This window comes from Paludibacillus litoralis (assembly GCF_037646705.1).
Lineage (GTDB): Bacteria > Pseudomonadota > Alphaproteobacteria > Rhodobacterales > Rhodobacteraceae > Pikeienuella > Pikeienuella litoralis.
Genome location: NZ_JBBHER010000002.1, coordinates 586,081 through 599,182, shown reverse-complemented (window position 1 = coordinate 599,182; position 13,102 = coordinate 586,081). Strand labels below are relative to the sequence as shown.

At 66.2% G+C, this 13,102-nt stretch carries 12 protein-coding genes; 7 read left to right on the top strand and 5 right to left on the bottom strand.

Features of this window, described 5'->3' with window-relative positions:
- Positions 1–52: 52 nt before the first annotated feature.
- Both WG921_RS03815 and WG921_RS03810 read right to left on the bottom strand, forming a co-directional pair.
- Positions 53–946, bottom strand: a complete 894-nt coding sequence (locus WG921_RS03815; RefSeq protein ID WP_340107875.1) for an alpha/beta fold hydrolase — start codon at positions 944–946, stop codon at positions 53–55.
- Entirely contained in the window at positions 946–1,536 is a 591-nt protein-coding gene (locus tag WG921_RS03810; RefSeq protein ID WP_340107874.1) for a 2-hydroxychromene-2-carboxylate isomerase, read from the bottom strand. The genes WG921_RS03815 and WG921_RS03810 overlap by 1 nt, the downstream gene beginning before the upstream one ends.
- 115 nt (positions 1,537–1,651) lie before the next feature.
- Here WG921_RS03810 and WG921_RS03805 point away from each other — a divergent pair, with 115 nt between their 5' ends.
- The gene (locus WG921_RS03805; RefSeq protein WP_340107873.1) at positions 1,652–2,668 is read left to right on the top strand and encodes a ribose-phosphate pyrophosphokinase; all 1,017 of its coding nucleotides are present in this window, start codon (positions 1,652–1,654) and stop codon (positions 2,666–2,668) included.
- Between the two features lie 7 nt (positions 2,669–2,675).
- On the opposite strand, the gene WG921_RS03800 is transcribed toward WG921_RS03805, so the two are convergent.
- Positions 2,676–3,614 (bottom strand): serine/threonine dehydratase, encoded by a 939-nt coding sequence (locus WG921_RS03800; protein ID WP_340107872.1) that lies wholly within the window; start codon positions 3,612–3,614, stop codon positions 2,676–2,678.
- Positions 3,615–3,773: 159 nt separating this feature from the next.
- Here WG921_RS03800 and rpmE point away from each other — a divergent pair, with 159 nt between their 5' ends.
- Positions 3,774–3,995 carry a 50S ribosomal protein L31 gene (rpmE, locus tag WG921_RS03795; protein WP_340107871.1) on the top strand — a complete coding sequence of 74 codons (222 nt, stop codon included), beginning with the start codon at positions 3,774–3,776 and terminating at the stop codon, positions 3,993–3,995.
- Positions 3,996–4,071: 76 nt separating this feature from the next.
- Entirely contained in the window at positions 4,072–4,878 is an 807-nt protein-coding gene (locus tag WG921_RS03790; RefSeq protein ID WP_340107870.1) for a division plane positioning ATPase MipZ, read from the top strand.
- 131 nt (positions 4,879–5,009) lie between these two features.
- Here WG921_RS03790 and WG921_RS03785 read toward each other — a convergent pair whose 3' ends face one another.
- Positions 5,010–6,401: a serine hydrolase gene (locus tag WG921_RS03785; protein WP_340107869.1), complete on the bottom strand. Its 1,392-nt coding sequence runs from the start codon at positions 6,399–6,401 to the stop codon at positions 5,010–5,012.
- A gap of 277 nt (positions 6,402–6,678) precedes the next feature.
- Between WG921_RS03785 and WG921_RS03780 the strand changes: the two genes are divergently transcribed.
- The 4 genes from WG921_RS03780 (at position 6,679) to WG921_RS03765 (ending at position 11,280) form a co-directional block, all read left to right on the top strand.
- Positions 6,679–7,116, top strand: coding sequence for a phasin family protein (locus WG921_RS03780; RefSeq protein WP_340107868.1), 438 nt, complete (start codon positions 6,679–6,681; stop codon positions 7,114–7,116).
- A 141-nt stretch (positions 7,117–7,257) separates the two neighbouring features.
- Entirely contained in the window at positions 7,258–7,632 is a 375-nt protein-coding gene (gene clpS / locus WG921_RS03775; RefSeq protein WP_340107867.1) for an ATP-dependent Clp protease adapter ClpS, read from the top strand.
- Between the two features lie 160 nt (positions 7,633–7,792).
- A complete protein-coding gene (clpA, locus tag WG921_RS03770; RefSeq protein ID WP_340107866.1) occupies positions 7,793–10,114 on the top strand; it encodes an ATP-dependent Clp protease ATP-binding subunit ClpA in 2,322 nt (773 codons plus the stop codon).
- A gap of 17 nt (positions 10,115–10,131) precedes the next feature.
- Positions 10,132–11,280 (top strand): DUF3095 domain-containing protein, encoded by a 1,149-nt coding sequence (locus WG921_RS03765; protein ID WP_340107865.1) that lies wholly within the window; start codon positions 10,132–10,134, stop codon positions 11,278–11,280.
- A gap of 6 nt (positions 11,281–11,286) precedes the next feature.
- Here the strand turns inward: WG921_RS03765 and WG921_RS03760 are convergent, their stop codons facing one another.
- Complete coding sequence (locus WG921_RS03760; RefSeq protein ID WP_340107864.1) at positions 11,287–13,101, bottom strand: peptidoglycan -binding protein; 1,815 nt, start codon at positions 13,099–13,101, stop codon at positions 11,287–11,289.
- Between the last annotated feature and the right edge of the window lies 1 nt (position 13,102).

The window sequence follows — 13,102 nt, the reverse complement described above, 5'->3', positions numbered from 1 at the left end:
TCCCGACGCTGGATATGACACGCGCGGAGGTAACGGGCCGAGCGCCGCTTTGTCAAACTGGCGCCGCGCGCGAAAGCCGCCGCGAAACGTGCGGCTCGGCCGCCTCCACTTCGCTGAAGAACCGGGCGAGCCGCGCGGCGATCCTCTCCGGATCGTCCACCGGACTGAGATGCCCGGCGCCCGGCGCTTCGAAGCGCTCCGCCCCCGGCAACAGCGCCTGCAACTCATCGAGGATCGCCTTCGCCGAGTCCCGCGTCTTCTCGCCCTGAATCAGCAGGACGGGCGCTGCGATGGCGGCCAGCGCCTCCCGGCTGATCTGGCCCGGCGGCCAGCCGCCCACCATGTCGAAATCCTCAGCGAGATAGGAGAGCGCGCGCGCCACCGCGTCCCGGGCCTTGGCCGGCATGCGGTCGAACTGGCCGGGCTGCCCCCATCTTTCCATGAACGCGCGGGCGCCGTCGTGAAAGCGGCCTTCGCGGCACGCGTCATGGACCGGCGCCATGGAATCGTCGTTCTCCGTCGAGATCGCGGACTCGCGCCCGGTCAGAAGATGGAAGAAAACCGGCTCGATCATCGTCAGCGAGCGGGCGAGCTCCGGCGCTTTGGCGGCGACCCGCCCCATCACCGCCCCGCCGAGTGAAAGGCCGACCAGATGGGCGCCGCCCGCCCCCGCCCCGACCTCGGCCGCCACGCCCTCGACATACGCCACCGCCTGATGCTGCAACGAGAGCGCCCGGTCGCCGCGATCCGAGACGCCGTGCCCCGGCATATCGACCGAAACGCAGCGCCAGCGATCGGCGAGGCGCGTCATCACGCCCTTCCAGAGTCCGCCGAACGCGAGCGAGCAATGCGCGAACAGCGCCAGCGGCGCGTCCGCCGGCCCCGCCTCCCAAAGGCCGACGCCATCGCCGTCGACCTCGATCCGCCGTTGCCGAATCTCCACCATCAGATACGCCCGGCGAGATGATCGTCGAGATAGGCGAGCCGGTCCTGCCCCCAGAATTTCTCCTCGCCGACGATGTAGAAGGGCGCGCCGAAAACTCCGCGCGCGATCGCCTCGTCGGTTAGGATTTCGATCCTCTCCTTGGCCGCGTCGAAATCGAGCGCGGCGGGATCGAAACCGGAGGCGCGGAGCGCCGCCTCGATCACCGCCGGGTCGGCGATATCCTTCTCCTCGGCCCAACAGGCGGCGAGAATCCGCCGCGCGAGCGCGCCCACATCGCCGCCGCCGGCGGCGTCCGCCGCCAGGATCGCGGCGGTCGCGGGGGCGCCGTCGGTCGGCCAGTGGGCCGGATGAAGCGTGATCGGCAGGCCGTTCCGCTTCGCGATTCGCGGCAGCTCCTGCAACCTGTACTCCTGGCGCGCGACCGGACGTTTCGACACCGGCAGGCCGCCCATCGCCGCCATCGCCCGGCCGAAATCGATCGCCTTGTAGGCGATGCTCGCCCCATGCGCCGCGGCGATCCGCTCCAGCCGGTCGCCGGCCAGATAGCAAAATGGAGAGAGCGGCGTGAGGTAATAGTCGATATGGGGCATCCTGCGATCTCTTTCCTGCTGCTCGGGTTCGACGCACCATGCGCCGGCGCGCGCACTTTGCAAGCCCGTATCCGGCTGTTAGACGAGCGGAGCGCGCTCACCAGAGGACCCCCCGATGAAGTCTGAAATTTCGATCCGCATGATCGCCGGCAATTCCAACCAGAAATTCGCCAAAGCGATGGCGCGGCGCATATCCGTCTATCGGGGAGAACCCGTGCGGCTCGCCGACGCGCGGGTCGAACAGTTCAACGACGGCGAGATCTTCGTCGAGATCTACGACAATGTCCGGAACGAAGAGGTCTTCGTCATCCAGTCCACGTCGAAACCGGCGAACGACAACCTGATGGAGCTTCTGATCATCACCGACGCGCTCCGCCGCGCTTCGGCGAGGCGGATCACCGCGGTGATGCCCTATTTCGGCTACGCGAGGCAGGATCGGAAGACCGCGGCCCGCACCCCGATCAGCGCCAAGCTGGTCGCCAATCTCCTGACCGAAGCCGGCGTCGACCGGGTTCTGACCATGGATCTTCACGCCGGGCAGATTCAGGGCTTTTTCGACAAGCCGCTCGACAACCTCTACGCGGCGCCGGTTTTCGCGCTGGATGTGAAGTATAATTTCAAGGATCTGAGCGACGTCATCGTCGTCTCCCCCGATGTGGGCGGCGTCGGGCGCGCGCGCGAGCTGGCGAAGCGGATCGGCGTCGGGCTCGCCATCGTCGACAAGCGCCGCGGCGCGCCGGGCGAGGTCGAATCGATGACCGTGATCGGAGACGTCTCCGGCAAACGCTGCATCATCGTCGACGATATCTGCGACACCGCCGGAACCCTCTGCAAGGCCGCGGACCTCCTGCTCGGCGAAGGGGCGACGGAGGTTCACTCCTACATCACGCACGGCGTGCTCTCCGCCCCCGCGGTGGACCGGATCACGTCCTCGGCGATGAAGTCGCTCGTCATCACCGATTCGATTCTCGCGACGGACGAGGTGAAGGCCGCGGAGAACATCCGCATCGTTTCCGTCGCGCCGCTCTTCGCCCAGGCGATGTTGAACGTCGCCGCCGGCAATTCGGTCTCGTCGCTGTTCAACGAGGCGATGCTGGGGCCGATCTACGAGGCGTTCTACAAACTCGACTGACCGCGCCTCACGCCGAAAGCGCGGCCGGATCGAAATTCGCGCCGCAGACCAGCACGCCGACATGGGCGCCCGGCTCCGGCGTCGCCGCGCCCGAGATCAGCGCCGCCAGCGCGCAGGCGCCGCCCGGCTCCGCCGCGACCGCGCAGACCCGCCAGAGAAGGGCCTGCGCCTCCCGGATCGCGTCATCCTCGACCAGCACGAGATCCTCGACATGCGCGGCGATCATCTCATGCGTGAGCGCGCCGAGCGCGGGCGCGCCGAGACTGTCCTTCGCGAAGGATGTCGGCGTCGCCTCCACCGGCGCCCCGGCGCGGCGCGCGGCGTGGGCGCAGGCGGCGCCGGTCGGCTCGACCCCGATCACCTTCGGGCCCGCCGCCATCGCTGCGCCGACGCCCGAAATCAGGCCGCCGCCGCCGATCGCGACGAGAACCATGTCCATCCCCGGCGCCTGCTCCATCCATTCCAGCCCCACGGTCCCCTGCCCGGCCACCGTCGCCGGCGCGTCATAGGGGTGGACCGGGCGAGCGCCGGTCTCCTCCAGATAGGCGCTGTAGGCGGCGATCGTCTCGGCGATGGAGGCGCCGGTGATCCGGAGATCCCGCGCATGGGCGCGGATCTTCTCGATCTTCTGGCGCGGCGCGTATTCCGGCACGAATATCGTCGCCTCCCGGCCCAGAACCCCCGCCGCATAGGCGACCGCGGCGCCGTGATTGCCGCCGGAGACCGCGGCCGCCGGCCGCGCGTCCCCCGGCGGGTCGAGCAGGGTCGCGAAGGCGCCCCGCACCTTGAAGCTCCCGGTATGCTGCATGCATTCCAGCTTCAGCGTCAGGCGGCCCCGCCAGCGAATCCCGAAATCCGCAGGGTCGATTTCGATCACCGGCGTGCGCCGGATATAGGGACGGATCATCGACTCGGTTGCGACGATATCGGAGAGGGTCACGGTCATGGGAAGCTCCTTCGCGTCGATCATCGTCCTGGACGCGCCGAAGGCAAGGGCCGCCCGACCAGGAACAGGCCTTGCCCGACCGCTCGGGTTTCTCTATAGGCCGCAGTTCGATGCGAGGCGTGGGTCGGCAATCCGCGCCGGAAATCAGGACCGAGACAGATGAAAAAAGACATTCACCCGGACTATCACACCATCGACGTCAAAATGCTGAATGGCGATGTCGTGAAGATGCGCTCAACCTACGGCGCCGAGGGGGACATGCTCACGCTCGACATCGACGCGTCCGTGCACCCGGCCTGGACCGGCGGCAACCAGAGGCTGATGGACACCGGCGGCCGCGTCACCCGGTTCAAGAAGAAGTTCGAAGGCTTCGGCTTCTGATCAGGCGGCCGCGGCGGGAAACCGGCGTGGCGCCTTCGTCTCTCCGAACATGACCGTTCAGAACCCGGAGGGGGTCATGGCCCGCGCTCATGTCATCGTGCTCGGCAATGAAAAAGGCGGCTCCGGCAAGTCGACGACCGCGATGCATATCTTCGCCGCGCTCAGCCGGCAGGGGAAACGCATCGGGGCGATGGACCTGGATCTCCGCCAACAAAGCTTTTTTCGGTATCTCGACAACCGCGCCGCCTACGCCGCCAAGAGCGGCGAGGCGCTGACGACGGCGGAGCGCCGCGACATCAAGGCCTCCCGCGCCGACAACCGGCGCGACGCCCGCGAGATCGACGATGAAACCTTCGGAACCGCGCTCGAAGAGCTTCAGGAGCGGTGCGACTTCATTCTGATCGACTGTCCGGGCGCCCACAGCTATTTCGCGCAGCTCGCCCATGCCAGCGCCGACACGCTGATCACGCCGATGAACGACAGCCTGATCGATTTCGACCTTCTGGCCCATGTCGACCCGGGGACGGAAAAGGTGCTCGGCCCCTCCGTCTATTCGGAGATGGTCTGGCGCGCGCGCCAGCTTCGCGCCAAGGCCGGGCTGAAATCGATCGACTGGATCGTCACCCGGAACCGGATGTCGAACCTTCAGGCCCGCAACAAACGCAAGGTCGGCGGGTTTCTGGAGGATCTCTCCCGGAGGATCGGCTTTCGAATCGCGCCGGGCTTTTCGGAGCGGGTGATCTTCCGCGAGCTGTTCCTCGACGGGCTGACGCTGATGGATCAGCCCGGCGGCGCGATGTCGCTGTCCCATGTGGCGGCGCGTCAGGAAGTGCGGGATCTTCTCAAAACGCTCGCGCTGCCCGGCGTCACCGCCGCGATCTGAACAGGCGCCGCGCGGCGAGAGAGGGCGATTTCACGCTCGATCTGAGAGGCGTCGCCTGGTCCGCGAACGCCGCGGCCGCGGGATTTTCCCGCAGCTCAATCGGGCGGTCATGGCCGCCGCCCGAAGGTCTTTCAGCGCGCCGCGCGGGCGACCGTCAGGCAATCGCCGCCATGGCCCTGAATCGCGGCGCAAGCGGCGAGCGCGGTCGGCCGGTCGAACCCGGTCAGACGCGCGCGATAGGCGGGGCGCCCGGAAAGCGTGAAGGCGTCCACCTCTCGTCCGGCCGACTCGAGGCCGCCGATATCGCCGAGCGCGGCGGAGGCGAGTTCGGCGATCGCCGTCTCCTCATGCGAGAAGACGCCAAGTTGCACCGCCCAGTCCACCGGCTCGCTCGTGAGCGCCGCGCGCTCGTCGGAGCCGGGGGAGCCGGGGCGCGGGATCGGCGCCGCAGCCATCGACATGCCGGGCCGAAGCAGGGGCGTCGGGCTCCGCTTCGGTGAGAGCCGGGTGTAGACGACCGGGCTTTCCGAGGCCTGCGCCGAGGGGATGATCGCCTCGCCCGCCTTCGCCAGCAAGCTCTTCTCCTCCACGGCCGGCGAATCGCCGGGGCGCGGCATCGGCGCCGGGCTGGCGCTCACCGCCGCGACCCGCACCGCGTTCGATGCGCCATAGCGCGCGGCCATCGCCGCCGTCGAGACCACCTTGGCCCGATGCGGGACCTTCTTGAATCCGAGATCGAGAAGCTCCGCCACGCGCGCATTGCGCGATTTCGAGGATTTTCCGCCGAAGACCACCGCGATGACGCGGTCGCCGTTCCGCTCCGCCGACGAGACGAGGTTGAAGCCGGCGGCGTTGGTGAAACCAGTCTTGATTCCATCCGCGCCCTTATAGCTCCGAAGCAGACGCCGGTTGGTGTTGTAGACCGTGCGGCCCATCGTCGGCGTCGATATCCGGCTGAAAAGATTGTAATATTGCGGGAAATCGTAGAACAGCGCCCGCCCCATCAGCGCCATGTCCCTGGCGGTGGAGTACTGGCCCTTCGCCGTCAGCCCGGAGGCCGTGCGAAAGCGCGTGTTCATCATGCCGAGTTTTTTCGCCTTCTCGGTCATCATCTTCGCGAACTCGGCCTCGCTGCCGCCCAGCACCTCGCCCAGCGCCACGGCGGCGTCATTCGCCGATTTCACGGCCGCCGCGCGAATCAGATCCCGGATCGTGACCCTTTGTCCGGTCCGAAGCCCGATTTTCGACGCCGGCTGCGCCGCCGCGTGACGCGAGATCCTGACCCTTTGGTCGAGCTTGATCTGGCCTGACGTCACCGCTTCGAACGTCAGATAGAGCGTCATCATTTTCGTGAGCGAAGCCGGGTGCAGCTTCCTGTCCGCGTCATGTTCGTGAAGAATGGCGCCCGAGCGGGCGTCCATCACCAAGGCCGCATAGGGCGCTGCCGAAGCGACGCCCCCTACCGTGCAAACAATCCCCAACGCGATCACGCATCCGGCGATCACCATGCGCAGCCTGTCCATCTTGCCCTCGCGCCCGTAATTTCGATTCGCGCCTGACGAAGCTCTTTTTCCCGGTCCGCCTCGGCGCATGCTCTGACGTGATGCTAACATCGTCTGACAGTTGATGGAAACAAAAAGTAATTTCGATATGGTTAACCATCCGTTTCCCGGCGTCGATAATTTATGTTGCGCCGCAACATAGATCTTGACGCAGCGCAACATTCGCGCCATATTCACAAAAGTGATCCACGGGAAGCCTTATCAGGACGGATTGGGCCCCGCTCAAAGGAGAGTTGACATGGCTAACCCTAAAGACGCCGCCGCCAAAGTTGAATCGCTCGCCGCCGACGCTCAGAAGGCCGCGACCGACCAGTTCGAAAAGATCTCCAAGTCCTTCGAGGACGCGGCCGCTTTCAGCCAGGACAACATGGATGCGTTCATGAAGTCCTCCAACATCGCGACCAAGGCCGCTGAAGAGTTGAACGCCGCGTTCATGACGTTCTCGAAGCGGGCCGTCGACGAGAGCGTCGCCGCGACGAAGGATCTGTCCTCGGTCAAGACCGTTCCCGAGTTCGTCGAGAAGCAGGCCGCCTTCGCGAAGTCCACGCTCGACACCTACATGAAGCAGGCTGCGAAGTTCAACGAGATGTTCATGGCCGCCGCCAAGGACGTCGCCGAGCCGATCAACGCCCGCGCCGCCGCGGCCGCGGATCTGGTGAAGTCCTACCGGGTCTGAACCTCGCCGGACAAGCTTGAATGGAAGAGGGGGCTTCGGCCCCCTTTTCTTGTTGCGGCCACATATTGTATCATCGCCGCGACGACGCGGCGCGTCCGACCCGGATGCGCCTTCATGAGATATGCCGTCACAGGACCAGCGATGACCAAGAACTCCGTCACTCCTCCTTTCACCGCGATCCGCGCAGCGGATGACGATGATGATGGCGTGCGCAAGGGCGGCGTCGACACGGCGATCATCGCGAAGACGAAGCCGAAGACGCAACGTCCCTCGCTCTACAAGGTGATGCTCTTGAATGACGACTACACTCCGATGGAGTTCGTCGTACATGTGCTGGAGCGTATTTTCGGCCTCACCAACCCGGAGGCGGTGGAGCTGATGCTGACCGTTCACCGGCGCGGCCTCGCCGTTGTCGGTGTGTTTTCGTTCGAGGTCGCCGAGACCAAGGTCACACAGGTCATGGATTACGCGCGCCGGAACGAGCATCCGCTGCAATGCACCATGGAAAAGGAGTAGAGGCGCACAATTTTTTCAGGCTCCTGACGCGTTCGCTCACCGATAAATTACACTTTGCGCGCAGCGTCACCTTGATCGGGTGCTGACAAGCCCGACATAAAGTGGTGTCATCCGAAGACGGCGACATACAGACGCCGCCAATCTGACGAACGGAGCTAACATGCCGTCCTTCACCAAGTCGCTCGAAGAAGCCATTCACAGGGCGCTCGCGCTCGCAAACGCGCGCCGCCATGAATTGGCGACGCTGGAGCATCTGCTTCTCAGCCTGGTTGACGAGCCGGAGGCGGCGGGCGTCATGCATGCCTGCGGCGTCGACACGGAGGCGCTCCGAACCGCCCTCATCCGTTTCGTGGACGAGGAGCTGGACACGCTGGTGAGCGAGATCGAGGGCTCGGAAGCCGCGCCGACCACCGGGTTCCAGCGCGTGATCCAGCGCGCCGCGATCCATGTGCAGTCCTCCGGCCGATCGGAGGTCACCGGCGCGAACGTGCTGGTCGCCATCTTCGCGGAGCGCGAAAGCCACGCCGCGTTCTTCCTGCAGGAGCAGGACATGACCCGCTACGATGCGGTCAACTACATCAGCCACGGCGTCGCCAAGGACCCGGCTTACGGCGAGCCGAGGCCGGTCCGGGGCGCCGAGGAGACGAACGAATCCGAGTCGGCCGCGCCCGAGGGCAAGGCGGAGGAGACGGCGCTTTCGAAATACTGCGTCGATCTCAATGTGAAATCCCGGCAGGGCAAGGTCGATCCGCTGATCGGGCGCAACGACGAGGTCGAGCGCTGCATTCAGGTGCTTTGCCGGCGGCGGAAGAACAACCCGCTCCTGGTCGGCGACCCCGGCGTCGGCAAGACCGCCATCGCCGAGGGCCTCGCGAAGAAGATCGTGGAGGGTGAGACGCCGGACGTCCTCGCCGGGGCGACGATTTTCAGCCTCGACATGGGCGCGCTTCTGGCCGGCACCCGCTATCGCGGCGATTTCGAGGAACGGCTGAAATCCGTGGTGAAGGAGCTGGAGGAGCATCCGGACGCGATCCTCTTCATTGACGAGATCCACACCGTGATCGGCGCCGGCGCGACCTCGGGCGGCGCGATGGACGCCTCCAACCTGCTGAAGCCTGCGCTTCAGTCGGGCACGCTTCGCTGCATGGGCTCCACCACCTACAAGGAATATCGCCAGCATTTCGAGAAGGACCGCGCGCTCTCGCGCAGGTTCCAGAAAATCGACGTGAACGAGCCGAACCTTGACGATGCGGTGAAGATCATCCGCGGCCTGAAGCCGTATTTCGAACGGCATCACGACATCCGCTACACCGGAGAGGCCGTGAAGCTCGCGGTGGATCTCGCGCATCGCTACATCAACGACCGCAAGCTCCCCGACAGCGCCATCGATGTCATCGACGAGGCGGGCGCGGCGCAGCATCTTCTGTCCGAGTCCAAGCGCAAGAAGACCATCGGCGTGAAGGAGATCGAGGCCGTCGTCGCGAAGATCGCGCGGATTCCGCCGAAAAGCGTCTCCAAGGACGACGCCGTGCTCCTGAAGGATCTCAGCGGCAAGCTGAAGCGGGTCGTCTTCGGCCAGGATTCCGCGATAGAAACGCTGTCCTCGGCGATCAAGCTCGCGCGCGCCGGACTCCGGGAGCCGGACAAGCCGATCGGCTCCTATCTCTTCGCGGGCCCGACCGGCGTCGGCAAGACCGAGGTCGCCAAGCAGCTCGCCGATATTCTGGGCGTGGAGCTTCTGCGCTTCGACATGTCGGAATACATGGAGAAACACTCGGTCAGCCGGCTGATCGGCGCGCCGCCGGGCTATGTCGGCTTCGATCAGGGCGGGCTCCTGACCGATGGCGTGGACCAGCATCCCCATGTCGTGTTGTTGCTCGACGAGATCGAGAAGGCGCACCCGGATGTCTTCAACATCCTCCTTCAGGTGATGGATCACGGCAAGCTGACCGACCACAACGGCAAGTCCGTCGATTTCCGGAACGTCGTTCTGATCATGACCTCCAACGCGGGCGCCGCGGAACAGGCCGCCGCCGCCATCGGCTTCGGCCGCGATCGGCGCGAGGGCGAGGATATCGCCGCGATCGAAAAGGCGTTCAGCCCGGAGTTCCGCAACCGGCTCGACGCCATCGTCAGCTTCGGCCCGCTGCCGCATGAGGTGATCCTGCAGGTGGTGGAGAAATTCGTCCTGCAGCTGGAGGCGCAGTTGCTGGATCGAGGCGTCGCGATCGAGCTTGGCGTCGGCGCCAGCGAATGGCTGGCCGAAAAAGGCTATGACGACCGGATGGGCGCGCGCCCGCTCGCACGGGTCATCCAGGAGCACATCAAGAAACCGCTCGCCGAAGAGCTGCTCTTTGGCAAGCTCGCCAAAGGCGGCCTCGTGCGGGTTGAAGTTCGGGACGGCGCGCTCGTTCTCGATGTGACGCCGTCGGAGACGAAACGCCTCTCGGGAGACCGTCCGCCGCTGTTGACGGCGGAATGACATCTGGAGACGACGCGGTGAGCGGAGATTTTTTCCGCTCGCTTCCCGTGCGCGAACGATTCGAGGAGCTGACGCAGGCGGCGTCCTATACGCCGCTGCCCGATGACTGGCTTGTCGGCGCGGCCGATATCGAAGGCTCCACGCGGCTGATCGATGAGGGCGCCTACAAAACGGTGAACACCATCGGCGCCGCCGTGATTTCCGCGCAGATCAACGCCCACAAGGAGCGCGCCTTCCCCTTCGTCTTCGGCGGCGACGGCGCGGTTTTCGCCGTTCCTCCGGAGGAAGCCGCCTCGGCCCGCACGGCGCTGGCCGCGGTAAGCCGCTGGGCGAGGGATGAATTCGACGTCACGCTCCGCGCCGCCGCCGCCAATGTCGCCGAAATCCGTGATGAGGGGCGCGATGTGGCGGTGGCCCGCTACCGCGTCTCCAAGAGCGCGGATTACGCGATGTTCGCCGGTGGCGGGGCCTCATGGCTGGAGGCGGAGATGAAGGCCGGGCGGTTCACGGTGCCGCTCGCGCCCGAAGGAACCCGCCCCGATCTCACCGGGCTCTCCTGCCGTTGGACGCCGATGGAATCCCGCTTCGGCGCGATCATCTCTCTCGTCGTCGCGCCGATGCCCGGCGCCGATCCGACGCTGCTGTCAACCGTTCTCGGAAAGCTGATCGCGCTCGAAGAGAAGCTGGAGCGGACGGGGAACCCCACGCCGGAGACCGGGCCGCGCTATCGCTGGCCGCCCACCGGGCTCGCCCTCGAAGCCAAAGCCAGCCGCGGCGAGACGCCGCTCTGGAAGCGGAAGACCCAGCTCTGGGTCGAGACGTTCATCGCGCTGCTTTTCTTGCGGATCGGGCTGAAGGCCGGGGGATTCGACCCCAAACATTACTGCCGGACCACCGCGGCCAACGCCGATTTTCGGAAATTCGACGACAGCCTCAAAATGACCATCGACTGCGATCCGGAGACCCGTCGGCGGATCGAGATCCTGCTGAAGGATGCGTCCGAAAAGGGTCTGCTTCGCTATGGGCTCTTTGAACAGGACGCCGCGATCATGACCTGCATCGTGCCGTCGGTCGTCCAGGACGACCATATTCATTTCATCGACGGCGCCGCCGGCGGCTATGCGGCCGCCGCGACGATGATCAAGGACGCCGCCGGGCCGCATTGAGCGCGCTCATTCCTCTTCCTCGCCTCGCGGCGGGCGTTCCGCGAATTTCAATTCGATGCGGCGGTTCCGCGCCCGGGCGTCCGGCGTGTCCGCCGTATCCACCGGCTGGAATTCGCCATACCCGAGCGCGGCGAGCCTCTCGGCCGGCACCTCCTCGAATTCCTGCAGGAAGCGCACGACGGAAAGCGCCCGCGCCTGGCTCAGCTCCCAATTGTCGCGATAGCGGCCGCCGGAAATCGGCACATTGTCGGTGTGCCCCTCGACGATCAGCAGCCAGTCGATGGTTTTCGGAATCCGGGCGATCGCCTCGCGAAGCGCGCCGCCGAGCTTGGAAAGCTCCGCCCGGCCGGCGGAGCCGAGTTCCGCCGAGCCGGTGTTGAAGAGCACCTCGGACTGGAAGATGAAACGGTCTCCAACGATGCGGATATCCGGCTGATCGCCGAGCGCCTTTCGCATCTCTCCAAAAAATTCGGAGCGATAACCGGCGAGGCTCTCATTCTCCCGCCGGAGCCGGGCCGCCTCCCGCGCCTCCAGTTGAACCTTCCGAGCGAGCGCGGCGTTGAGCCGCGCGCCGAGATTGGTGATCTGCGCCTGCGCCGCCTCATCTTTCGCGTCGGACGCGTCAAGCTGGGCCGAGAGCGCGCCAAGCTGCGCGCGAAGCTCCGCCGCCTGTTCGTTCAACAGCGCGAGCGCCTTCGCCTGCTCTGAGGCCTCTTCCTGCTTTTCCGCCAGTTTCGAGCGCGCCAGCGCCAGCAAGGCGGCTTCGCGCTGACGCGCCGCCTCCTCTTCCGTCAGATCGGAGGCGAGATCCTCGCTCCGGGCGCTGAGTTCCGCCTTCGCCGCTTCGGCCGCGGCCAGCAGGGTCAGCGTCTTCTCCGCCTCGCGCCGCTGCTCCTCGAGCGCCAGCGTCATCGAGGTCAGCTCCGAATTCGCGCTCTGGAGCTTTTCTCTGAGCGCTTTCGCCGCCGCGAACGACGCGAGCCGCAGCCGTTCCGCCTCGCTCAGCCGCGTCTCGAGCGCGCCTATTCGCGCCAGAGCCCGGTCGCGCGCCTCCGCCTTCGCCGCCGCGTCCTCCTCCGCCGCGGCCCGCGCCGCTTCAAGCGCGGCGATCCGGTCGAGGCTGTCCGCGCGCTCGCCCTCCAGATTGGCGATGAGCGCGAGATTCGCGGCCTCCTCCGCCTTCAGCGCCGAGATCGCGGTCTCGCCTTCAGCCTTTTCCGCCTTCAGCGACGCGACCAGCGATTCCAGCGCCTCGCGCTCCGCCGCCGCGCGGCGAGCCGCCTCCGCCCCCGCGTCGATCTCTTTCCGCGCGCGCGCCAAGGCGAGGCTCAGCGCCTCCTTCGCATCGATCTGACTGTCGAGATCGGCTGTCAGCGCGGCGACATTCCGCTGCAATTCGCCCCGCTCGGCGAGAAGCGACGCGACCTGAGCCTCGAAGCTCGCCACCTTGCTCCGCAACCCCTCGCGCTCCTCGTTCAGCGAGTCGACGACGCCGCCGAGGCGCTCGATCTCCCCCTCCCGGTCGATCAGCGTGGCGCGGGCGACGGTCAATTCGCGGTCCAGATCCTCGCTCCGCGTCACCTCCATCGCCAACACGTTGGACAGCTGCGACAGTTGGGCGTTCAAGGCGCCGATCCGGTCCTCCTGCGCCTCGATCAGCGTTTCCTGCCCTGTCAGCTGCATGCGGAGCACGAATTGCAACAGCATGAAAATAGAGAGCACGAACATCAGGACCAGAAGAAGCGCCGTCATCGCATCGACGAATCCGGGCCAGATGGCGGCGCTGGTGCGCGCCCGGTCGGAAAGGCGGCCGACGGCCACG